The following is a 22,157-nucleotide window of genomic DNA, read 5'->3' as shown; positions in this document are numbered from 1 at the left end:
TGTCGTCGTCGGCCCAGTGCGGATCGGAGGACCGGTTACCGGGGTGGTTTTGGTGTCTCGCGGTGCAGCACGACCTTGAGGGCGCCGGTGTCCGGACCGTGCGCGAAGACCTCGTAGGCGTCCTCCATGCGCTCGAGGCGGAACCGGTGGGTGACCAGGGGGGCGGCCGCCAGCCGTTTGAAGAGCAGCAGGTCGCGCAGCCACGGGGTGGAGGAGGTGTCGACCTGGCCGGTGCTGATCGTCACGTTCTTGCGCCACAGGGCCTCCAGGTGCAGGGTGGCCGGCCTGCCGGGCATGCCGATGTTGGCGATGTGCCCTCCCGCGCGCACCACGCGGGTCGCCAGGACGAAGCCGTCCGGGGTGCCCGCGGCCTCGATGACCACGTCGGCGCCGGGCCCCTCGGACAGTTCGGCGACCATCCGGCCGGGCAGTTCGGCGGCGTCGGCCCCCAGCCGGGCGGCGGCCGCCAGCCGGGGGCGGGACAGGTCCACCGCGACGATCCGGCGCGGCGAGTAGAGCCGGGCGACCAGGACGGCGGCCAGCCCCACCGGTCCCGCGCCCACCACGACCACGGTGTCGCCCGGGCCCACGTGCCCGTTGCGCACCCCGACCTCGTAGGCGGTGGGCAGGAGCTCGGCGAGCAGGACCGCCTCGTCCAGGGGGAGGTCCAAGGGCCGCCGGTGTGTGGAGTGGTCGGCGAAGGGGACGCGGACGAACTCGGCCTGCGTGCCGTGGACGGTGTTGCCCAGGATCCACCCGCCGCCCCCGCGGCACTGCCCGTACAGGGTGTCGCGGCAGGACGGGCAGTGCCCGCAGGCCGAGACGGCCGACACGATCACCTGCTGTCCGGGGCGCCGGCTGTGCACCTTGCTGCCGGCCTCCACCACCTCGCCGACGGCCTCGTGGCCGAGGACCGTTCCCGGTTTCACCTCGGCGAGGTCGCCCTGCCGGATGTGCAGGTCGCTGCCGCAGACGGTGGTCGCGTCGACGCGCACGATCGCGTCGGTGTCGGCCTCGAGCACCGGGTCCGGCACCGTGTCCCAGGAGGTCCGGGCGGGACCGTGGTAGACGAGTCCTCGCATGCCCGCTGCCTCCCTCGTCCCCCTCGCCGGTTCCTCTCCACCGTCACCCCCCGAAGCCTCCCCGGCAACACGGGAACCACGTCGCCCATGTCCGTCAGTCCGGCCGCGGGTGGGGGCGGCGGAATACCGGGGCCTGGCCGGTGCCCCACGGGCGCAGGGCTGCCAGCGCCTGGACGACCGCCGCTTCCAGGGGGCCACGGGTGTCGACCGTGACGGCCTCGGGCCACGGTGGCTCCTTGTCGGCCATGGCGGTGGCCACGGCGATGCCCGCGTCGGATGCCGATGCTCCTGGGGCACGGGAGGTGAGGCGGGCCGCCGACACGTCGCCGGGGACCTGGCAGTGCAGGGCCACGAGGTCGGCGCCGGTGCGTTCGGCCGTGCGCAGGGCGGCTTCGCGTTGTCCCGCGTCGGACCATGTGGCGTCCAGGACGACGGATTCTCCCGAGGACAGCAGGGTGGAGGCACGGTCGAGCAGCGCGGCGTAGGTCCTGGCGGTCCACTCCGGTGTGTACAGGCCTTCGCCGTAGCCGGCCGCCGCGGGCTGCTCCGCGGGGAGGCCGGCCAGTTCCTTGCGGAGGCGGTCGCTGCTGAGCAGGCTCACCCCCAGGCGGTCGGCCAGTGCGCCGGCGAGCGTGGACTTCCCGCTGCCCGGAAGGCCGCCCACCAGCGTCAGACCGACGGCGGAGGTGCGCAGGTGGCGCAGCGTCGCCGTGACCAGTCGCCGGGACGCCGTCTCGGCACCGGGCGCGCCCTGGCCTGACTGGATCAGGGAGACCTTGGCGCGGACGAACGCGCGGTAGGCCACGTAGTGGTGCCACAGCGACGGGGGCGCGGGGTCTCCGGAGTACTCGCTGTACCGGGCGAGGAAGTGGGCCGCGGACTCCGGGGCGCCGAGCTGTTCCAGGTCCATGGCGAGGAAGGCGGCGTCGTCGAGGCCGTCGACGTGGCGAAGGCGGTCGTCGAACTCCAGGCAGTCCAGGATGCGGGGGCCGTCGTCGAGGCAGAAGACGTCCTCGGCCAGCAGGTCGCCGTGGCCGTCGACGATCCGTCCTTGCCGGATCCGCGTGTCGAACAGGTGCTCGCGGCCGGCCAGATAGCGGCGCGCCAGCCGCTCGACCTCGTCGATGCCGTCGGGCAAGGAGACGTCTTCGGCCAGGGCGTGGACCTGTGCGAAGCTCGCTTCCCACCTCGAGTACAGAGCGTCGCGGGTTCCCTGTACGTCCACTTCCGGGCTGCGGTGCGCGTCCGCGTGGCGTGCGGCGAGTTGCCGGGCCACGGCCCGCAGGACGTCGTCGACGGCGACTCCCTCTCGTACCAGCCGGGACAGTCGGCGGTCCGCCGGCATGCGGCGCATCACGACGAGCGGTTCGGCCACGTCCGTGTGCGGGGTGCGGATCTCGCCCAGGCCCAGGTAGACGTCCGCGGCGAAGCGGCGGTTGAGGGAGATCTCCTGTTCGCAGGCGGCCCGGCGGGCCGTCACCGTGGTGTAGTCCAGGAACTTCAGATCGACCGGTTTCTTGATCTTGTAGGCGTGATCGCCGAAGAGGAGCACGATCGCGGTGTGCGTCTCGTGCAGCTCCGCGCGCGGAAACGTCGCACCGTCGGGGCCGGAGCCCGACCGGAGTGCGGACGCGTCGATCCGGTGTGCGACCGGCCTCGCTCCCCTCGGGGCATCGGGCTCAGTCATGGGGGACGACGGCGACGGGGCAGCGTGCGTGATGGATGGCCGCCTGGGCGACGGGACCCAGGCGAGGTGCCAGAACGCGACGGTGCCGACGTCGGCCGACGACCAGCTGCCCGGCGCTCCCGGCGGACCGCAGGACCGCCCTGGCGGGGCTTTCCAGCCCGATGCTGTCGGCCACCTCCACCTGCGGGAACTTCTCACGCCAGGGGCGAAGGACCTGGTCCAGCTGCTTCCTCGCCTCCTGCGCGACGCCTTCGGCGACGTCGTGATCCACCCCCCAGGGAACATAGGCGTGCACGGGCAGGCTCCGGCCGTGCACGACCCGCAGCGGCACATTCCGCGCCGAGGCCGCGGCGAAGGCGAACCCGAGCAGGTCGTCGCAGGGGCCGTGCAGCTTCAACGCGACCACGACATCGCCTGTCCCGGCCGGTGCGGCCGGCGGGACTTCCGCGCGGGTTCCGGCACGGACCAGGACCACCGGCCGCTCGGCTTGTGCCGCGACGGACATGCCGGTGTCGCCGAGGAAGTAGCTCTCGACGAGTTCCAGCCCGCGCGAACCGAGCACGGTCATGGCGGACTCCGACGCCGCGTGCAACAGCGCGTCCTGGGCCTCGTCGGCAACCAGGTTGCCGACGATGGCGAGACCGGGATGGCGCCTTTGAAGTTCCGCCTGTGCGTTGTGCACCAGCCGCTTCGCCCAGTAGTTCTGGTCGATCTCGGAGGGCACCTTGGTGGGTTCCGGCGCGAGCATGGGCCACGCGTGCAACAGGCGCAGCGTCAGCTTGCGGTGCTCGGCCTCGTCCGCGGCCCAGCGGGCGGCGGAAAGACTCTCGGGTGAGCCGTCGAGACCAACGGTGATCACAGGCTCCATGGCGCCTGCCTCCGTCTCGTAGGAAGCTGGACATGACGATGACCGGGGTCGTCCTTCCGGGGCGTGGCGGGCCGCGCAGTGCCTGCCACTCATCCGAGAGTTACCGCAAACCCTTCTGCGGCGCACGCGGACCCGATGTGGGTCGGGGCTCGAAGGACGGAGTCCGGCGAGGGATGAGGTGTGGCTGTGGTGGTTCCCCTGGTGGTCGGGGTCGACGGGTCGGAGTCGAGCCTGGAGGCGGTGGACTGGGCGGTCGACGAGGCGGCCCGGCACGCGGTGCCGCTCCACCTGCTGCACGCGGCGGCGCCGGGCCAGGACTCGTCCGGTCTGATCACCGCCGCCTCAAAACGGGCCGGAGGGGGCGCCGCCGGCGTGCGGCTGTCGAGCGAGGTGCTGCGCGACGACGCGGCCTCCGCCCTGGTCGACGAGGGACACAAGGCCTTCGCGCTGGTGCTCGGGTCCAGAGGGCTCGGGGAACTCACCGGGCTGCTTTTGGGTTCGGTCAGCCTCGCCGTGGCGGCGCGGGCGGACTGCCCGGTCATCGTCGTGCGTGGCTCGCAGGAGCACCGGGCCGGCCGGTTCGGGAACGTCGTCGTGGGGGTCGAGGACGGTGAGGGAAGCGACACGGCCGTGGGGTTCGCCTTCCGCGAGGCTCATGTGCGGCGCTGCGAACTCGTAGCGGTCCACGCCTGGAGTGCGCCGCTTGGCGCACTCTCCGAACCTCTCCCCGGGCCGTGGTACGCCCTCGAGGCCCACCGTCGCCCACCGGCACAGGTGCTCGACGACGCTCTGCGCAACCCTGAGAAGCAGTACCCGGGGACCGACGTGACACGCCGGGTGGTCGAGGGATCAGCACGACAGGCGCTGTGGGAGGCCGCGACGGAAGCGGACCTGCTCGTTGTCGGTGCCGGTGAACGGCATGTCCGTCCCGGCCTGCAACTCGGCCTGATCAACCACGCCCTGCTCCATCACGCACCGTGTCCGGTCGCGATCGTGCCGATACGTCGGAGGAAACCGCTCCGGGGGCCGACCCCCAAGGCCTGAAAGGCCACCTGCCGGGGACCTTCGGCCCGGTGACCGAGGTCCGCCGCCGTCCGACGGTGGAAAGAGAAGCGACCGGCGATCCGCTGGAGGCTCGACGATGAGTACCCGACATTCACCGTACGCGTTCGGTCCGCTGCCACCGCGCGGGGATGAGGCCCTCCGAGGGCGGAACCCCCTGATCCGTACGTCGGACCGGATCGAGTTCTGGATGCGTCGCGTGCTGGTGATCGTCCTTGTCGTCGGACTGCCGTTGGCAGGATTCGTCGCGGGCAGGGCGACGTACAGGTCCTCGATGCTCACGGTGTAGGCCCGGTCAGCCGACCGGCAGCAGGTCGGTGCCCGGGTGATGTCGGTCTCCGGGAATGTCGGACAGATGGCGCAGGCACAGGTCCGCTGGACCGACGGCAGGGACACGGGGCGGACGGTAACCGTACTCGTGAAGCCGGATACGTCCGAAGGCTCCACCGTGCGGGTGTGGGCGGACCGGGGCGGAACCGCCGTCGGCCCGCCGCTGACCAGGACCCGGGCCGTGGCCGATGGCTGGTTCGTCGGAGGCATGGCGGTGACCAGTGTGGCGACGGGGGCCTTCGTGGCGCGGGCAGGAATGCGCCACGTGCTGGACCGGAGGAGGTTCGTGCAGTGGGACGCCGAGTGGGATCTGGTGGAGCCCCTGTGGACCGGTCGATTCCACCGGTGACGCTCGGGCGAACGCGACGGGATGGAGAAGGTGGCGCTGATGTCCGATGCCACGACCACCGACCTGTACGAAGTGACAATGGCCATGTCCTATCTACGGGAAGGGATGACCGGCCCGGCGACATTCAGCCTGTTCGTCCGCGATCTGCCCGCCGAGCGGGGCTTCCTGGTTGCCGCGGGGCTGGAGTCGGCCCTGGACCACCTGTCCAGCCTGCGGGTCGGCCCGGAGGACGTCCTCGCCTTCGCCGCCGCGCTGCACCGTCCGCCGCGGGATCTGGAACCCCTGCTCGGCCTGCGGTTCACCGGCAGCGTGCGGGGGGTGCCGGAGGGCAGGGTCGTGCTCGCCGGGGAGCCCCTGCTGGAGGTGACGGCTCCGCTGCCGCAGGCCCAGTTGGCCGAGACGTACGTGCTCAACCTGCTCAGCCATCAGACGATGATCGCCTCGAAGGCCGCGCGCTGTGTGATCGCGGCGGCCGGGCGCCCGGTCGTGGACTTCTCCCTGCGGCGGACCCACGGTCCGCAGGCCGGTTTCCAGGCCGCCCGGCTCGGCGCAATGGCCGGTTTCGCGGGGACCAGCAACGTGGCCGCGGCCACGGCCACGGGCATACCCGCCGTCGGCACGATGGCCCACTCCTTCGTGGAGGCTTTCTCGTCCGAGGAGGAGGCGTTCCGCGCCTTCGCCCGTGCCCACCCCGGCCCCGTGACCTTCCTGGTGGACACGTACGACACCGAGGCGGGCGTCCGCGTCGCGGCACGTGTGCTGAGGGATCTGGACCGCGGGCCGGGCTGCGCCATACGCCTGGACAGCGGTGATCTGGGAGCCCTGGCCGTGCGGGCCCGGTCCGTCCTCGACGAAGCGGGCCTGCCGGACGTGCAGATCACCGTCAGCGGCGGTCTCGACGAGTACGCGGTGGACGATCTGGTCCGCTCCGGGGCACCGATCGACGTGTACGCGGTCGGCACTCGCATCGGGGTCTCGGCCGACGCGCCGTATCTGGACTCGGCCTACAAAATGGTGGAGTACGAAGGGCGGCCGGTGATGAAGCTGTCGTCGGCGAAGGTGACGGCGCCCGGGCAGAAACAGGTGTTCCGTCGTCCCGGCTGTTCCGACGTGATCGCTCTCGCCGACGAGCGGCCACCGCACGACGGCACACCTCTGTTGGAGACGGTGATGCGACACGGACAGCGCACCGGTGGCAGGTCCGCGCTCGACGGGTGCCGGGAGAGGTTGGCTGCCGACCTGGCCGCGCTGCCGCCGTCCGCCCGCCGGATCCGGGCCCCCGTAGCGCCCCGGATGATGCCCTCCGAGCGGCTGCGCGCGCTCACCGACCGGGTCCGGCGCCGTATCGCGGAGCAGACGGGAGCCCCGCCACACGGCACGGGATGTCCGAACGAGCCGCGTCCGGGCCCTACAGGTCAGTCCCGAGCTGAGGAGTAGAGCGGATGTCGCACACCCTGGAATGGAAGGCTCGCCTCTACCTCTTCGAGGAGGGGGGAACCACAAAGGCCCGCGCGGTGGTCGACACCGGGATCACGGTGCTCACCGGGCACGGCACCGCACGCCGGAATCCGGCGGACCCGGACGTGCCGGAGATCGGTGACGAGCTGGCGGCCGGCCGGGCCCTGCAGGACCTGGGCCGGCAGTTGGTGGACATCGCCGAGCGCGACGTCGAGGGCACGGGCACGACGCGACCGGGCCCCCGCCCGGCAGTCGGGTGGTCCATGTGACCCGGTCCGCGCCCCGGCCGGGGACACCTTGTGGGTCGGACGCCCGTCCAGGTCCCCGGCTTCGTGAGGAGCGGATCCGTCTCTGCGGCCGGATGCGCTGTGGATCGAAAACCAAGGAGGATGACCGATGACGCTTCCAGCACACCGCGGCAGGGGCTCGCTCTCCGGATGGGACCCCCTCCAGGAACTCGAGGACCTGCGCATCCGCGTGGATCAGCTCATGCACGCCTCCTTCCCCGGCCGTGGTTTTCCCGAGGCCGAGGCCGGGGAAGGGGCGTGGGCGCCGTTGGCCGACGTCGAGGACACCGAGGACGCCTACCTGATGGAGCTGGAACTTCCCGGCGTGGAGAAGGACCAGATCAGCGTGGAGGTCGGCGACGGCGAGCTCAACGTCCACGGCGAGATCAAGGAGAGGGAACGCACGGGTGTGGTCCGCCGGCAGACCCGGCACGTCGGGCGGTTCGACTACCGCACGAGTCTGCCTCCGAACGTCGACACCGAGCACATCACCGCGGAACTGACCGGCGGGGTCCTCACGGTGCGCGTCCCCAAGGCCCGGAAGACCGAGCCGCACCGCATCGAGATCACCGGCTGAGGGCGGCGATCATGCGAGCTCACCTCGGCGATCAACTCGTCATCGAAGGCCCGGCGACCGGCGCCCCCCGGCGCGACGGCGAGATCGTCGGACTCCACCACGAGGACGGCACCCCTCCCTACGACGTGCGCTGGTCGGACACCCAGGCGGTGACACTCGTCTTCCCCGGCCCCGACGCCCACATCAAACACCTCGGACACCAACCCGAAACCGAAACCGAGACCGGGGCCGGGGCCGGGGCCGGGGCGCCCCCGCCCGCCGGCGCACCCGACCCCGGCGACCTCGGCCGGCGGGTGGCCACCGAACGCACCCGGCGGGGCCTGAGCCGGGAGGAGACGGCCCGCCGCGCCAGGATGGCACCGGACTACCTCGCCTACCTCGAGGAACACCCCGCCGATCCGAGCCCGGCGACCCTCCTCCGGCTGGCCGCGGCCCTGGGCACCAGCGTCCAGGCACTGCGCGGCAGCGGCGTCGGCCTGCCACCCGGCCGGGGCACCGCGCTGCTCCACCCCGAACTGCGCGACCTCGCACCACAGGAGTGCCGGGCCCTGCTGTCCACACACGGGGTGGGACGCATCGCGGTGACCACGCCCGAGGGGCCGGCGGTGGTCCCGGTGAACTACGAGGTCCTCGACGACACGATCGCCTTCCGGACCGCTCCCGACTCCGTGCCCGCGGCGGCCGTGGGATCGGAGATCGCGTTCGAGGTCGACCATGTGGACGACGCCATGAGCCGCGGCTGGAGCGTGCTCGCCGTCGGCCCCGCCCGGGTGGTCACCGAGCCCGACCAGGTGCGACGGCTCACCGAACGCGCCCACACCGCACCGTGGGCCGGGGACGGACGCGAGATGTGGGTGTCGATCCGGCCCACCCGCCTGACCGGACGCCGCATCACTCCGGCCGAACAGTGAGCGGCCACGGCACCTGCCCACCACGCTCCGCCGCGCTCCAGGGCCGGACACATGCAGATCGTGCTGCGCCTGGGATACGGCCCCAAGGGCCCCGACACCCCGCGACGCCCGGTGCCGGACGTACTCGACGTCCAGCCCTGACCGGCGAGTCTCCGTCTACTGGAAGGCCGCGCGGATCTCCTGCTCGGTGGCGGCGTGGGAGACGAGGAGAAGTTCGTCGCCGGGCCGCAGCCGCATCCCGGACGCGGGAACCGTGGGCCGTCCCTCCCGGACGACGGTCGCGACGACCGTGCCCTCGGGGAGGGGGATCTCGGCGAGTGTGCGGCCCGCGGCACGGGACCGCGCGGTGATGGCGGTTTCGATGACGTCGACGCCCGCCTTGCTCAGCCGCAGCAGCGCGACGGTGTCGGCGGCACCGGTCGCCTCCTCGATGAGGGAGATCAGGGGCATGGCAACGGGGACCGCGGTGTCCACTCCCCAGCTCTGGTCGAAGAGCCAGTTGTTCTCCGCGTCGTTGACGCGGGCGGCGACGCGCGGCACGGCGAACCGCCGCTTGGCGAGGAAGCTGATGACGAGGTTGTCCTCGTCGTCGCCCGTGGTGGCGATGACGAGGTCGGCGGTGAGGGCCCCGGCATGCTCGAGAAAGCCGGGTTCGCAGGCGTCCCCGGCCAGGAGGCGCACGGGCAGCCGGCCTTCGAGCTCGGCGATGCGGTCGTCGTCGATGTCGACGAGGACGACGTCGTTGCCGGCGGCGGCGAGGACCTGCGCGATCTGTGTGCCCAGGCGTCCGGCGCCGGCGATGAGGACCTTCACGTACCCAGCTCCTTGTCCAGGAAGCCGCGCAGCCGGCCGAGCGACGTGGCGGCGACGGCGAAGGTGACCAGGTCTCCGGGCTCGGCAGGGGTGTTGTGCGCGGGGACGAACGAACGGCCCGCCCTGGTCACCTCGATGACGCGGATCTCGCCGTCGGCATCGAGCTCGGTCAGGCGCCGCCCGGTGAGGTAGCCGGGCAGTTGTGAGCGGATCAGCAGTGTCTCGCCGTTGCCGAAGGCGAGATCGGGGGTGAGGTGGCGGTGCAGCAGCATCTGGTGGATCCGGTGCACCGTCCAGCGGACACTGGCGATGGCGGGGATACCCAGTTCGCGGCAGATGTCGGCGCTGCGAGGGGCGTGGACATGGGCGAGGACGATCGGCACCCGGTAGGTCTCCTTGGCCGTCCGCGCGCTGACGATGTTGCTGTTGTCGCCCGACGTGACGGCGACGAACGCGTCCGCGTGCTCGATTCCGGCGGCCTCAAGGACCGTACGGCTGTATCCGTTGCCTTCGTGGAACCGGCCCAGAAACCCCGCGGGCAGCAGCCTGCGAGCCCTGGCCGCACGGTCCACGATCCGTACGTCATGGCCCTCGACGGCGAGTTGGGCGGCGAGCAGGGAACCGGCCCGTCCGCAGCCGACGATGATCACTCTCATCGCCACTCTCCTTTCGGGGCCGTGCGCCGGCGGTGACGCACCCACGCCTTCCTGAGCTCTTCGGCGACCAGGAGCAGCGCGCCGAGGCCGGCGAGGACGGCCCAGTCGCCGAGGCCCAGCGGGGCGGTGTTGAACAGGGCCTGGAGCGGGGGCAGGTAGCTGATACCCGCCATGACGGTGATGCCGAAGCAGCCGGCGGCCAGCAGCCAGGGGTTGGACAGGGCACCGATACGGAAAAGGCTCTGCCGGTCGGTGCGCACCGCGAGGGCATTGAAGAACTGGCTGACCACGATCCCGGCCTGGACCATCGTGATCCCCTCCCGGTAGGCGGTGTCGTCCTTGGTGAACTCGGAATACGGAATCCCTGAGGCATGGATGTGCCAGAAGAAGACGGCGGTCACACCGATTGCCTGAATGCCGCCCAGGAACAGGATGCGGCCCATGACGGCCCTGGAGAACAGCTGTTCCTTCCGTGACCGTGGTGGGCGGTCCATGACGTCGGGTTCCGGCGGCTCGGCGCCCAGCGCCAGGGCCGGCAGGACGTCGGAGCCGAGGTCGATGGCGAGGATCTGCACGGCGCTGATGGGCACCAGCGGGAAGCCGGCGAAGGTCGCCGCGAGGATCGGGACGAGTTCGGCGATGTTGTGGCTGAAGAGGTAGACGAGGAACTTGCGGATGTTCTGGTAGACCGACCGGCCCAGCCGCACCGCTGCGGCGATGGAGGCGAACGAGTCGTCGAGGAGCACCATCACCGCGGCCTCCCTGGCGACATCGGTGCCGGAGGCGCCCATCGCCACGCCGATGTCGGCGTGCTTGAGGGCCGGGGCGTCGTTGGCGCCGTCGCCGGTGACGGCGACGACCTCGCCACGCCGGTGCAGGCCGGCCACGACCCGCATCTTGTCCTCAGGGCTGACCCGGCACAGCAGCAGTTCCACCGGCCGGTCGAGCAACGCGTCCAGGTCGTCGTCGTCCAGCGCCTCGAACTCGGCACCGGTCACCACGGTGGGGGTGGGTCCGGTGACGATGCCGACCCTTCGGGCGACGGCCTCGGCGGTCAACGGGTGGTCCCCGGTGACCATCACGATCCGAATGCGGGCCCGCCGACAGGCGGCGACCGCGTCGCTGACCTCGGGTCGCGGCGGGTCGAGCATCCCGACGAGCCCCAGCAGCGTCAGCTCCGACTCGGCCGTCGCCCGGCCCGGCCGGGGGTCGGGCACCGGCCGCCAAGCCACCGCCAGCACGCGCAGTCCCTGGGAGGCCAGCGCATCGTCGGCGGCGATGACCTCGGCTCGCAACGCGTCGGTCAGGGGGCGGCACTCCCCCGCCCGGTCGGCGGCGACGCAACGGTCGAGAAGCTCCTGTGGTGCGCCCTTGACGTACACACGGTGGCCGCCGCCGTCTGTGTCCTGGTGCACGGTGCTCATGAGCTTGCGGCCCGAGTCGAAGGGATACTCCGCGACGCGCGGTGCCGCGGCTTCCTCGACGGCCAGGTCGAGCCCGGCCTTCGCCGCGGCGACGAGCAGCGCCCCCTCGGTGGTGTCGCCCAGCACCCGCCAGCCCGCCCCGTCCGACGGCGGAACCAATCGGGCGTTGCAGCACAGGGCCGCCGCCCGCAGCAGTCCGCGCACCGGTGCCGGGTCGGTGACCTCGCCGTCGGGTGCGTAGCCCACGCCGGTCGCGGCGTGCTCCGTTCCGTCTGCCCACACCCGTACGACGGTCATCTCGGCCCGGGTGAGGGTCCCGGTCTTGTCCGTGCACACGACCGTGGTGGACCCCAGTGCCTCCACCGCCAGCAGCCGCTTGACCAGGGCGTGCCGCCGGGCCATGCGCCGTACGCCGATCGCCAGGGACACCGACATGGTTGCGGGCAGTCCCTCGGGGACGAGCGCGACCATGACGCCGAGGGCGAAGACGAAGGTCTCGACGAACGGCTGCCCCGTCGGCAGGCGCACCAGGAACAACAGTGCTCCGATCGCCAGGGCCGTCCCCGCGACCCTGCGTGCCATCAGGGCGACCTGGCGCTGCAGCGGGGTCCGCCGGCGGGGTGCCGCGGCCGTCAGCCGGAAGATCCTGCCGAACTCGGTGGCCGCGCCGGTGGCGAACACCACGGCCTTGGCGGAACCGGCCACCACATCGGTGCCCATGAACACGCAGTTACGGGCCTGGAGCACCGGACACGCCGCCACGGGGTGGGCGGTGCGACCGACGGCACCGCTCTCCCCGGTCAGCGCCGCGTTGTTCACGGAGACCTCGTGTGCCTCCACGAGACGGCAGTCCGCGGGCACCGCGTCCCCGGCCTCCAGGACGACCACGTCCCCGGGCACCACCTCTTGAGAGGACACCTCGCGTCTCTCTCCGTCGCGCAGCACCCGGCAGGTGTGTCTGACCATCGCCTGCAGCGATTCGGCCGTGCGCTCCGCGGAGTACTCCTGGGCGAAGCCGATGGCGGCGTTCAGCACCACCACACACAGGATCGCCACGGCGAGTTGCAGCGTGCCGGTATCCCGCGGTTCCTGAAGCCCGTAGGCCAGAAAAGTGATCGCGGAGGCAACGAGCAGGACGACGGCGAACAGGTCGGTGAACTGACCGGCCAGATCCCGCCACAGCCGCCTGCGGTGCGCGGAGGGAAGTTCGTTGGGGCCCAGACGAGCCTGCAACGCCGTCGCGGCCGCCGGGGTCAGCCCTCGCGGCGAGGTGTTCAGCGCAGCGAAGACCTCCCCGGTCGGCAGGGTCTGGACCAGGGGCGCGTCCACGGTGCCGGAAGCCGTCGGTTCGCCGTCCCCACCCCCTGTTGTCCGCAGAGGAATCCCTGTACCTGTTGCGGAGCGTCCGGCTTCCTTCTCTGTCACGTCACGACCACGCGGACCGCCGTGACCTTGTATTCGGGACAGGACGTGACGGTGTCGGCGTGGTGGGAGGTGAGGCGGTTGACCCCGCTCGTGGGGAAGTGGAAGGAGCAGAAGACCTGGCCGGGCGCGGTCTGCTCGCCGACGCGGGCGATGAGGCGGGCCCTGCCGTGCCGGCTTTCCACCGTGACCGGTTCACCGTCGCGCACGGCGTAGCGGTGGGCGTCGCCGGGGTGGAGATCGAGGAGGTCGACGGGGTCGAGGGCGAGGTTGGCGCCGCGCCGGGTCATGCTGCCGGAGTTGTAGTGCGCCCAGCGGCGTCCGGTGACCAGGATGAGCGGGTAGTCGTCGTCGGGGTGCTCGCCCGGCGGTAGGTAGGGAGCCGCGGCCAGGTGAGCGCGGCCGTCGGCGGTGGCGAACCGGTCCCGGTGGAGCTTCGCCTCACCGGGCCGGCCGGGGTCCCGGCAGGGCCACGGCACAGCGCCTTCCCGGTCCAGCCGGTCGTGCGACAAGCCCGCGAAGAGGGGCGCGACGCGGCCGCATTCGGCCAGGGCGGCGGCCGGTGTCGGACAGCCGAGGTCGGCGTCCATCGCCGAGGCGACGGCGTGCACGACGTCGAAGTCGCTGCGCGCCTCTCCCGGCGGGGGCACGGCGGGGCGGACCCGCTGGAACCGGCGGTCGAAGTTGACGAAGGTGCCGTCCTTCTCCAGCCAGGAGGCGACGGGCAGCACCACATCGGCACGGCGTGCGGTCTCGGACAGGAACAGTTCGCTGCACACCACGAGCGGGCACGCCCGAAGGGCCTCGGCCACCTTGTTCGCGTCGGGATCGGTGGCGCACACGTCCTCTCCGATGACCCACAGCGCCCGCAGCCGTCCCGCTCGCGCGGCGGCGAACATGTCCGGGATGCGCAGGCCGGGCCGCTCGGGTACCGGGACCCCCCACACCGCCTCGGCCCGGGCCCGCGCCGCCGAGTCGGTCACTTCGCCGTAGCCGGGCAGGAGGTCGGGCAGCGCGCCCATGTCGGAGGCGCCCTGCACGTTGTTCTGGCCGCGCAGGGGATTGACTCCGTGCCCTCTGTCGGTGCCCACGGCACCGCGCAGGATCGCCAGGTTGGCCAGCGTCCGCACCCCGTCCGTGCCGTGCAGGTGCTCGGTCACCCCCAGGCCGTAGACGATCGCGGGACTCCGGGCCCCGCCGTAGAGCCGGGCGGCGGCGATCAGGTCGGCGGCGGGCACACCGGTGATGTCCGCGACCCGGTCCGGCGGGTAGTCGGCCAGCAGTTCGGTGAGCTCCGGCAGACCGGTGGCCCGCTCCCGCAGGAACGCCTCGTCGGTCAGGCCTTCCGCGAGCAGGACGTGGGCGAGCCCGTGGAAGAGCGCCACGTTGGTGCCCGGGCGGGGCCGCAGATGCACATCGGCGTGCGCGGCGAGGCCCACGGCGCGCGGATCGGCGACCACCAGCTCGGCCCCGTGCAGCACGCGCCGCAGCAGCCGTGCCCCGACCACCGGGTGGGCCTCGACGGGGTTGGCCCCCACCACGAGCAGGCAGTCGGACCGCTCGACGTCGTCGAAACTGTCGGTGCCGCCGGACAGACCGAAGGAGGCGGTCAGACCGGCGGCGGACGGGGAGTGGCACAGGCGGGAGCAGTTGTCCACGTTGTTCGTGCCGATGACGGCCCGCATGAACTTCTGGACGAGGTAGTTCTCCTCGTTGGTGGCGCGGGCCGAGGAGATCGCCGCAACAGACTCCGGGCCACCGGCGGCGACGGCCGCGCGCAGCCCTCGGGCGACATGCCCGAGCGCCTCGTCCCAGCTGACGGGCTCCAGCCGGCCGTCACGTCGCAGCAGGGGCCGGGTGAGCCGTTCGGGGGAGGTGATGTAGCCGTGGGCGAAGCGGCCCTTGACACAGGCGTGGCCCTGGTTGACCGGGCCGTCACGGGCGGGCAGTACGGTCGTGATCTCGCCGCCGGCGGTGACGACGTCCAGGGCGCAGCCGACACCGCAGTAGCCGCACGTCGTACGGGTCGCCGGCGGCCGGTGGGCGGAGGTGAGTCCGCGCGCCGGGCCGGGTTCGGTGAGCGCGCCGGTGGGGCAGGTGTCGACGCAGCCGCCGCAGGCGACGCAGTCCGACTCGGCCCAGGGCCCGCCGGTGCCGGGCGCGACCACGGTGTCGGCGCCCCGGCCGACCAGGGTCAGGGCGAAGGTGCCCTGTACCTCGGCGCACATGCGGACGCACCGGCCGCAGGCGATGCACAGGTCCCGGTCCAGATGGACGTAGGGGTGGGAGTCGTCCCCGCCCCGGCCTCCGGCACCCTGTGCGGTGTCGGGGCCGATGCCCATCGACCGGCAGACCTCGGCCAGTTCACCGGGGTTGCCGTCGGCGAGGGCTCGGTGCGGCAGGGCGGAGGCGATGACCTCCACCGCCTCCCGGCGCAGTTGCCGCAGATCGTCGGTCGCGGTCTCGACGTGGACACCAGGGGCGGCCGGGGTCACACAGGCCGCCACGGTCTGCCCGGCGGCGCGTACGAGGCAGGTACGGCAGGAGCCGACCGGGCTGAGCCGGTCGTCGGAGCACAGGGCGGGCAGATCGCTCCCGGCCGCCCGCACGGCCGCGAGCAGGGATGCTCCCTCGGGTACGGCAACGCTCGTGCCGTCGACCTGGATCTCGGTTCCGGTCATGGCTCCCATACCGCCAGTCGGTCGCCGTAGACGCGGGCGAGGCTGCGCACGGCGGGCGGGATGCGCCGCCCGAACGCGCACAGGCTCGCCTCGGCCAGTACCCGCGCGAGTCGTCCCCACTCGGCACCGGGCGCAGTGCCGGCCCCGGCCAGCTCCAGACCGCGGCGTGAGCCCACCCGGCAGGGGGAGCAGGCGCCGCAGCTCTCCGCCGCCGCGAACTCCCACACGTGCCGCAGCACGTCCTGCGGCGCCACACGCCGGTCGAAGGCGACCAGGCCGGCATGGCCCAGTGCGGCACCGCGGGCTGCCAGGCCGGCCGTGGTGAGCGGCACGTCCAGCGCGTCCGGGGCGAGGAATCCGCCCAGTGGTCCACCGACCTGGAGGGCGGTCAGCTCGCTGCCGTCCCTCATGCCACCGCCCAGCTCGGTGACGATCCGCAGCAGCGAGGTACCCAGCTCGACCTCGTAGGCCCCCGGCCGGGCGAACCGCTCCGAGAGGCAGACCAGTTTCGTGCCGGTCTCCTCCGGCGTCCCGCGCCGGGCGTACGCGTCGCCGCCCCGGGCCACGATCCAGGGGACGGCTGCGAGGGTCTCCACGTTGTTCACCACGGTCGGCGCGCCCCGGAGCCCGCGCGCGGTCGGGTACGGCGGGCGCGGCCGGGCGCAGCCCCGGTCCCCTTCCAGACTCGCGATCAGCGCGGTCTCCTCACCGGCGACGTACGATCCGGCGCCCCGCACCACCTCGACGTCCAGGGCCGTGTCCGTGCCGTGCACGGACGGGCCGAAGTGCCCGTCCGCGTACGCCTCCTCGACCGCTTCCCGCATCCGTGCCAGCGCGCGCGGGTACTCCGAGCGGACCAGCACCACGCCCCGGCGGGCACCACAGGCGAAGCAGGCCAGCGCCAGGCCCTCCAGCACCCGCCGCGGGTCGGCCTCCATCAGCAACCGGTCGGCGTACGACCCGGGGTCCCCCTCATCTCCGTTGGCCACCAGCACGGTGCCGGGCGCCCGGCCCGCCGCCTCCCATTTCGCCGCCACCCGGAAGCCCGCTCCCCCGCGTCCGCGCAGCCCGGAGGCGGCCACCTCCCCGTGGACCTGCTCAGGGCTGCCGGCCACCACGCTCCGCGGCCACACCTGCCACGCCGGCTCATCCGCGACCACTCCGGCCAGCAGCACGGGGGCCCCGGTGTCGTCGGCCACTGGCATCTGCGGATCCGACGGTGGCTCGTGCCCTGCCAGTTGGGCGGCGAGAGCGGGACCCGTGCAGGGCACGGCCCCGTCGAGCGCGGCGGGGCCGGCGTAGCAGTACCCCAGACAGCGGACGGTTTGCAGTGACGTCTCTCCGTCCGGTGAGACGGTGCCCACGGTGACGCCCAGTTCCTGCTCCACCTGGGGGAGATGCCGTCCTGACCGCGCCGCGAAGCACGCCGTCGCCGAGCAGACCCGGATGTGACGGCGCCCGTGCGGGGCGACGAGGTCCGCGTAGTAGGCGGCCGGTCCGAGTGCTGCGGCGGCAGGCAGGCCGAGGCCGGCGGCGACCGCCGGGGCCCAGCTCTCGGGGCGGTCCACCGTGCCGGCCCTGGCCCGGGCCAGGTTTTCCACCAGCCGCTCACCGGCTCTTCCGCGCCGCTCGGAGAGGGCACGGAAGGCGTCGGAACGGCCGGCGGGACGCATGGCAGCCATGTCTTCATCGTGGTGGCAGTTCCGGAGCGCCACAATCCGGGCTTCGGGCGGATGCCGTTCGCGCCAGGGGCGTCAGGGTGCCGGTGCACCACGCTCGGCCGCCCGGTCCTCTGGCGGCAGCGCATCATCCGGGTGAGGCTTGAGGAAGGCAGGCTGGCGGGCAGGGAGGCGCGGGTGAGCAGCGGCCTGGTGGTAGTGGGAGTGGACGGCTCGGCGTCGGGTCTCGCCGCGGCGGAGGTGGCGGCTCGCGAGGCCCGGTGGCGGGGCGCGGGACTGCGCGTGGTCCACGCGTTCCTCTGGCCCGCCCTGCATGCGCCGTTGGGGCCGTCGCCCTTCGGCCCGCCCGAAAGCGATGTGCGCAACCAGGCCGAGCGGCTGACGGCCGAGGCGGTGGAACGCGCCAGGTCGGCGGTGCCGGAGGTGCACGTCACGCATGTCATGGTGGCGGGCGAGCCGTTGACGGTACTGGAGGCGCAGTCGCGTGCCGCGGAGCTGGTGGTCGTCGGATCCCGGGGCATGGGGGGCTTTGTGGGGCTGCTCGCGGGTTCGACGGCGGTGCACCTGGCGGCACACGGACCGTGCCCTGTGCTGGTGGTGCGGGAGCAGCCGGACGCCGCCGGACCGATCGTGCTGGGGGTCGACGGCTCACCCGCGGGCGAGAAGGCGATCGATTTCGCCTTCGCCGAGGCCGAGCTGCGCGGGACCTCGATCATCGCCCTGCACGCCTGGACCACGTGGAACGCGCCGGTGCCCCCGCCACAGGACCCCGCGCTGCCGTACGCGAATGAGCCGGGCGCGCTCGCGCAGAGCGAGGAACGCCTGCTGTCCGAGGCACTCGCGGGTCACCGGGACACGTACCCGGGAGTCCAGGTCGAGCCCAGGGTGGTGCACGGCGGTACCCGTGAGGCTCTGATCGAGGCCAGCAGGACCGCCCAGCTCCTGGTCCTCGGCGCGCGGGGGCGCGGCGGTTTCGCCGGCCTGCTGCTCGGCTCGGTCAGCCAGGCCCTGCTGCACCACGCGCACTGCCCGGTCGCCGTGGTACGGGGATCGGACGCGCGTCACTGACCGGATCGCCGGGGCGTTCTCGTGTCCGGCTGCTCGGCAGCTGCGCGAGTCCGGGAACGGGGCGATCCCTTCCGTGAAGCAAGGAGAAGGCGCCTTGAGCCGCACGTCAGCACCGCACGCCAGTGGGCCGGCGGTGTCCGCGCAACCGCCGTGGATGCTCGCCCCGGCCACAGCCGGACTCATGCCCTGCTTCTGGGCGTGGGCTCTGCCGGCGCCGCCCGGTCCGACTCTCCGCGATGACCGTCGAAGGCGTGTGCGGAGGACCACAGCGGCCGGTACCGCGTGGGGCGGGCAGCCGGTGGGGCGGCAGTTCACGGACGGCACAGCGGCCGGTCGCGGGCACGGGGACCGGTCCTCATCCGCGGGTCAGGTCGTCGGCGACATGTGCCGCCCACGTCTCGATCGCCGTGAAGTCGCGGAAGTCCCCGCCCTTTCCGTTGCGGAGGATCATCCGGGCGACCCATCCCTTCGCGCCCTCCTCGAGGCAGCCGCCGAAGGTGACGTGCTCCCTGGCATCAAGCTCGGCGACGGCCTTCCTCACACCGGGTACCGGCGGGATGTCCCGTTCCGAGGCCGTAGCGTCCAGCGGGCCGCTGCTGAACAGCCACACCGGGCGTTCCGCCAGTTCGTGGCGGTGCCGGCGGACGAACCGACGGGCGTCCTTGTGCCAGCGTCCGGCGTACAGCCCGCCACCGACCACCACGGCGTCGTACGACGTCACACCGGCGACGGACCGGGCGGGCAGGGTCTCGACCGTCAACCCCTCCTTCCGCAGGACGTCGGCGACGGTTTCGGCGATCCGTGCCGTCGATCCGTTCGTGGTTCCGTAGGTGACCAACACGGTGCCGGCCATGGCGTTGCGCCTCCTCTCCTCACCGGCGCGGCCGGTCGTCGGCCACGCCGTGCCGTATCTGCGGCTCCCCGGTACGCAGACGCGCGTCGTCCAGTCGGTACGTGAGCTCGTCGACGACCCCGACCACACCGTCGATCCGCGCGGTCATCAACAGGGCCACGCTCTTCTCGCTCTTGCGTTCCACATGACCGGTGAGCGTCACGACGCCCTCGACCACGAACACGTCGACGGCGCGGGGCGGCAGCCCCAGGGTGTCCACCAGTACGTCCTCGATCACCTCGGTGCGGATCTCCGCGTCGGGGCGCAGAAAGACCTGGAGCAGATCGCGGCGGGTGACGATGCCCACCAGCCGGTCCGCCTCGTCGAGCACCGGCAACCGTTCCACCTGGCGCCGGGCCATGGTGCGGGCGGCCTCGGCGATGGTGTCGTCGGCGTGCGAGGTGACCGGCGGCCGCGTCATCAGCTGGCCGGCGGTGCGGGCGTGCACTTTCGCGGTCTGACGCCGGGCACCGCGCGTCAGCCTGGCGAGGCGCCGTCCGTGACGGCCGGGCGTGGCCGCCTGGCGCGCCACCAGGTCGGTTTCGGAGATGACGCCGATGACCTTGTCGTCCTCGTCGATCACCGGCAGTCCGCTGATCCGGCGGTCCGCGAGCATCCTCGCGACCTCCTTGAACGGGGTGCCGTAATCGGCATGGACGACATCCGTGGTCATGACGGAGCCGACCTTGTTGTGCATCATGTCTGTTCCCTCCTCACCGGAGTCGGCGCAGATAGGGGTCCTGTGGCCCGCACGGCACCAGCCGGACCCGGGCGTCCAGCACGGTGACACCGTCCGGTGTCGCCAGAACCGGGTTGAAGTCGGCCTCGGCGAGCTGCGGCAGATCCGCCGCCATGCGGGACAGCCGCAGCAGCAGTTGCTCCAGCCGGCCGAGGTCGACGGGACCGTCGCCGCGCGCGCCGAACAGGAGCGGGGCGCAGCGCGGGGAGGTCATCAAGTCGTGTACGTCGTGGTCCGTGAGCGGAGCGAGGCGGGCGGCGTGGTCGGCGAGCACCTCGGTCGCCGTGCCGCCGAGCCCGAACAGGACGAGGGGACCGAAGACCTGGTCCTGGACGACACCGGCGAACAGCTCGGTGCCGCGAGCGGCGAGCGGCTGCAGCACGACACCGGTCATCAGCCCGGCGAAGCGGGTCCTGAGGTCCCGGAAGGCGGACCGGATCTGCGCATCGCCTCGCAGGTCGAGGTGGACGGCGTGCTGCTCGCTCTTGTGCACCAGCCCGGGCCAGTGGGCCTTCATGACCACCCGGCCGTCGGCACCGCGCAGCCGGTCGGCGGCCAGGACTGCGTCGTCCTCGGTCACGGCCCAGGCCCACGGGATCTGTGGGATGCCGTAGCAGCCCAGCAGATCGGCGCAGGTGCGCGCGATCTGATCGTGGTCACCGGGCCGCAGGGGACGGATGCACACGGTGGCGCCGTCCGCGAGCAGGGCGTGGACGGGGGGTCGGTCGGTCACGTCGTGCTGTGTCATCGCGAAACTCCTCCGAACCTCATGCCACCTCGAGCATCCGCCGGATCGGGTCGAGACCCCATGGGCTGTCCGGGGGCGATACAAGGGCCGGTCGGCCCAAGGCCGCACGGAGGTCCCCGGCAGAGGTAGTGGGTGCCGTGCTCGGTCTGCCGGTGTTCGGTGGCGGTCGCCTTGTCCACCCGCATGCTTCACACCGGGTCCGCGACCGTGGTGTCGCCGCCCCGGAAGGCCGGGCGGTGTCGGCCCGCGGCCGCGGTGGCTGTGCTGTGCTGTCGGGGCACGGTCGGCAGTGGACTCGGCCCAGGGCTGGATACGGGCGGCTCGGTCTCGGGCAGCGGCTGGGTGTGCCGGCGGCGCAGCCGGGAGGCGCTGGCGACGACACCGCTCAGAGAGCCGGAGACGGGAGTGAGGTCGGCGGCCTCGATGGCCAGGACGCCGTCGACGGTGGCCGGGCGGGGCGTCGTCGATGCCGTCGCCGGCCATGCCGACGGTGCGGCCCCCGCCCCGGAGGCGGCGGATCTCTTCGTCCGTGTGCTCGGGCAGTACCCGGTCCACGCCCGCCTGGGCGGCGGTGCGGGCGTTGTCCCCGGTGAGCATGACGACGTCGACACCCAGGCGCTGCAGCACGGTGATGACGGCCGCGGAGTCGTCCTTGACGGTGTCGGCAACGGCCAGGACTCCTGCGGGTCGTCCGGCGACGGCCACGGGCACGGGGGCCTTCCCCTCAGCCGACGGGTGGCGGCGGCAGGGTCCAGGGGCGGTGTCGACACCGCCGTCACCCAGCAGCCGGGCGATGCCGGCCCGGCGCGGCCCGAGGAAGCACCGGCCCCGTGCGGCGATCAGCACGGCCGAGGCGAGGAGCCCGACGATTTCGAGAGCGCCCATGGGCGCTTCTGGCCTCCCCCGGTGGATCATTCTCCAGCCTGCGCTCGGGTGCCCCTGCCGCATAGGGGCTGAACGGCCCACTGGTCCTGGGCCGTCCGGCCCCGGAGCGCCGCACCGGGCAGAGGGACAATGCAGGTGAAGGCAGGAAGTCCTTCGGGAGCCCGGTCGGCCCTGATTGCCGACAGACCGAAGCAGGTGAGTGGCGATGATGTTCTGGTACGACCACGGCGTCAGCGGTTGGGGCTGGTTCGCGATGTCGGTCGGCATGGTTCTGTTCTGGGCGTTGATCATCACGGCCGTCGTGCTGCTCCTCCGAGCCGTCAACAGTCCCCATGAACACACCCACACCCTCGCCACGCCCCCACCCACCCCGGAGGACATCCTTCGCGAGCGGCTGGCCCGGGGGGAGATCGACGAGGAGGAGTACCGGCGTCGTCTGAGCACGCTGCACTCCGACCCGCTCGCCAAAGGCTGAACCACGGCTGCCACTTCCCCCCCGGCGCCGTGCACCCCTCGATGACCGAGGAGGATTCGATGTC

At 72.6% G+C, this 22,157-nt stretch carries 17 protein-coding genes and 3 pseudogenes; 8 read left to right on the top strand and 12 right to left on the bottom strand.

The features are described 5' to 3' along the window. Nucleotides 1-35: 35 nt before the first annotated feature. The 3 genes from ACTWJ9_RS30555 to ACTWJ9_RS30545 all read right to left on the bottom strand — a co-directional run bounded on the left by ACTWJ9_RS30555 (nucleotide 36) and on the right by ACTWJ9_RS30545 (nucleotide 3,637). Nucleotides 36-1,082, bottom strand: coding sequence for an alcohol dehydrogenase catalytic domain-containing protein (locus ACTWJ9_RS30555; protein WP_443294996.1), 1,047 nt, complete (start codon nucleotides 1,080-1,082; stop codon nucleotides 36-38). Nucleotides 1,083-1,176: 94 nt separating this feature from the next. Continuing rightward, the gene (locus ACTWJ9_RS30550) at nucleotides 1,177-2,658 is read right to left on the bottom strand and encodes a bifunctional aminoglycoside phosphotransferase/ATP-binding protein (protein WP_388708894.1); all 1,482 of its coding nucleotides are present in this window, start codon (nucleotides 2,656-2,658) and stop codon (nucleotides 1,177-1,179) included. 103 nt (nucleotides 2,659-2,761) lie between these two features. Continuing rightward, nucleotides 2,762-3,637: a universal stress protein gene (locus ACTWJ9_RS30545; RefSeq protein WP_279337517.1), complete on the bottom strand. Its 876-nt coding sequence runs from the start codon at nucleotides 3,635-3,637 to the stop codon at nucleotides 2,762-2,764. 186 nt (nucleotides 3,638-3,823) lie between these two features. Between ACTWJ9_RS30545 and ACTWJ9_RS30540 the strand changes: the two genes are divergently transcribed. The 6 genes and pseudogenes from ACTWJ9_RS30540 to ACTWJ9_RS30515 all read left to right on the top strand — a co-directional run bounded on the left by ACTWJ9_RS30540 (nucleotide 3,824) and on the right by ACTWJ9_RS30515 (nucleotide 8,611). Next, complete coding sequence (locus tag ACTWJ9_RS30540; RefSeq protein WP_443295933.1) at nucleotides 3,824-4,681, top strand: universal stress protein; 858 nt, start codon at nucleotides 3,824-3,826, stop codon at nucleotides 4,679-4,681. 97 nt (nucleotides 4,682-4,778) lie between these two features. Next, nucleotides 4,779-5,378 (top strand): annotated as a pseudogene (locus tag ACTWJ9_RS30535) (Rv1733c family protein). A gap of 39 nt (nucleotides 5,379-5,417) precedes the next feature. Then, nucleotides 5,418-6,815, top strand: a complete 1,398-nt coding sequence (locus ACTWJ9_RS30530) for a nicotinate phosphoribosyltransferase (RefSeq protein WP_443294995.1) — start codon at nucleotides 5,418-5,420, stop codon at nucleotides 6,813-6,815. A 5-nt stretch (nucleotides 6,816-6,820) separates the two neighbouring features. Then, a complete protein-coding gene (locus tag ACTWJ9_RS30525; protein WP_279337513.1) occupies nucleotides 6,821-7,105 on the top strand; it encodes a DUF1876 domain-containing protein in 285 nt (94 codons plus the stop codon). 127 nt (nucleotides 7,106-7,232) lie between these two features. Then, nucleotides 7,233-7,700: an Hsp20/alpha crystallin family protein gene (locus ACTWJ9_RS30520; protein ID WP_443294994.1), complete on the top strand. Its 468-nt coding sequence runs from the start codon at nucleotides 7,233-7,235 to the stop codon at nucleotides 7,698-7,700. Between the two features lie 11 nt (nucleotides 7,701-7,711). Further along, nucleotides 7,712-8,611 (top strand): pyridoxamine 5'-phosphate oxidase family protein, encoded by a 900-nt coding sequence (locus ACTWJ9_RS30515; protein WP_443294993.1) that lies wholly within the window; start codon nucleotides 7,712-7,714, stop codon nucleotides 8,609-8,611. Between the two features lie 156 nt (nucleotides 8,612-8,767). On the opposite strand, the gene ACTWJ9_RS30510 is transcribed toward ACTWJ9_RS30515, so the two are convergent. The 5 genes from ACTWJ9_RS30510 to ACTWJ9_RS30490 form a co-directional block, all read right to left on the bottom strand. Next, nucleotides 8,768-9,424, bottom strand: coding sequence for a potassium channel family protein (locus ACTWJ9_RS30510; protein ID WP_443294992.1), 657 nt, complete (start codon nucleotides 9,422-9,424; stop codon nucleotides 8,768-8,770). After that, nucleotides 9,421-10,080: a potassium channel family protein gene (locus ACTWJ9_RS30505; RefSeq protein ID WP_279337509.1), complete on the bottom strand. Its 660-nt coding sequence runs from the start codon at nucleotides 10,078-10,080 to the stop codon at nucleotides 9,421-9,423. The genes ACTWJ9_RS30510 and ACTWJ9_RS30505 overlap by 4 nt, the downstream gene beginning before the upstream one ends. Continuing rightward, nucleotides 10,077-12,833 carry a cation-translocating P-type ATPase gene (locus ACTWJ9_RS30500; protein WP_443294990.1) on the bottom strand — a complete coding sequence of 919 codons (2,757 nt, stop codon included), beginning with the start codon at nucleotides 12,831-12,833 and terminating at the stop codon, nucleotides 10,077-10,079. Before ACTWJ9_RS30500 ends, ACTWJ9_RS30505 begins: the two co-directional genes overlap by 4 nt. Nucleotides 12,834-12,925: 92 nt before the next feature. Further along, entirely contained in the window at nucleotides 12,926-15,607 is a 2,682-nt protein-coding gene (gene fdhF / locus ACTWJ9_RS30495) for a formate dehydrogenase subunit alpha (protein ID WP_443294989.1), read from the bottom strand. Next, nucleotides 15,604-17,289, bottom strand: coding sequence for an NAD(P)H-dependent oxidoreductase subunit E (locus ACTWJ9_RS30490; RefSeq protein ID WP_443294988.1), 1,686 nt, complete (start codon nucleotides 17,287-17,289; stop codon nucleotides 15,604-15,606). Before ACTWJ9_RS30490 ends, fdhF begins: the two co-directional genes overlap by 4 nt. A gap of 174 nt (nucleotides 17,290-17,463) precedes the next feature. Between ACTWJ9_RS30490 and ACTWJ9_RS30485 the strand changes: the two genes are divergently transcribed. After that, entirely contained in the window at nucleotides 17,464-18,354 is an 891-nt protein-coding gene (locus tag ACTWJ9_RS30485; protein ID WP_387037712.1) for a universal stress protein, read from the top strand. A 355-nt stretch (nucleotides 18,355-18,709) separates the two neighbouring features. On the opposite strand, the gene ACTWJ9_RS30480 is transcribed toward ACTWJ9_RS30485, so the two are convergent. From ACTWJ9_RS30480 to ACTWJ9_RS30465, 4 genes and pseudogenes are all read right to left on the bottom strand, one after another. Next, entirely contained in the window at nucleotides 18,710-19,207 is a 498-nt protein-coding gene (locus tag ACTWJ9_RS30480; protein WP_279337502.1) for a flavodoxin domain-containing protein, read from the bottom strand. A gap of 19 nt (nucleotides 19,208-19,226) precedes the next feature. Beyond that, a complete protein-coding gene (locus ACTWJ9_RS30475; protein ID WP_388708850.1) occupies nucleotides 19,227-19,946 on the bottom strand; it encodes a CBS domain-containing protein in 720 nt (239 codons plus the stop codon). A 13-nt stretch (nucleotides 19,947-19,959) separates the two neighbouring features. Beyond that, nucleotides 19,960-20,625 (bottom strand): annotated as a pseudogene (locus tag ACTWJ9_RS30470) (acetate--CoA ligase family protein); the annotation flags it as partial. Nucleotides 20,626-21,240: 615 nt separating this feature from the next. Then, nucleotides 21,241-21,618 (bottom strand): annotated as a pseudogene (locus tag ACTWJ9_RS30465) (HAD family hydrolase); the annotation flags it as partial. Nucleotides 21,619-21,823: 205 nt separating this feature from the next. Here ACTWJ9_RS30465 and ACTWJ9_RS30460 point away from each other — a divergent pair. Then, the gene (locus ACTWJ9_RS30460; protein ID WP_443294986.1) at nucleotides 21,824-22,093 is read left to right on the top strand and encodes an SHOCT domain-containing protein; all 270 of its coding nucleotides are present in this window, start codon (nucleotides 21,824-21,826) and stop codon (nucleotides 22,091-22,093) included. Nucleotides 22,094-22,157 lie beyond the last annotated feature (64 nt).

Origin of the sequence: Streptomyces sp. GDS52 (genome assembly GCF_052246875.1) — a bacterium.
Lineage (GTDB): Bacteria > Actinomycetota > Actinomycetes > Streptomycetales > Streptomycetaceae > Streptomyces > Streptomyces cathayae.
Note: the sequence above shows the minus strand (reverse complement) of the source record. Positions and strands in the feature narration are given on the sequence as shown.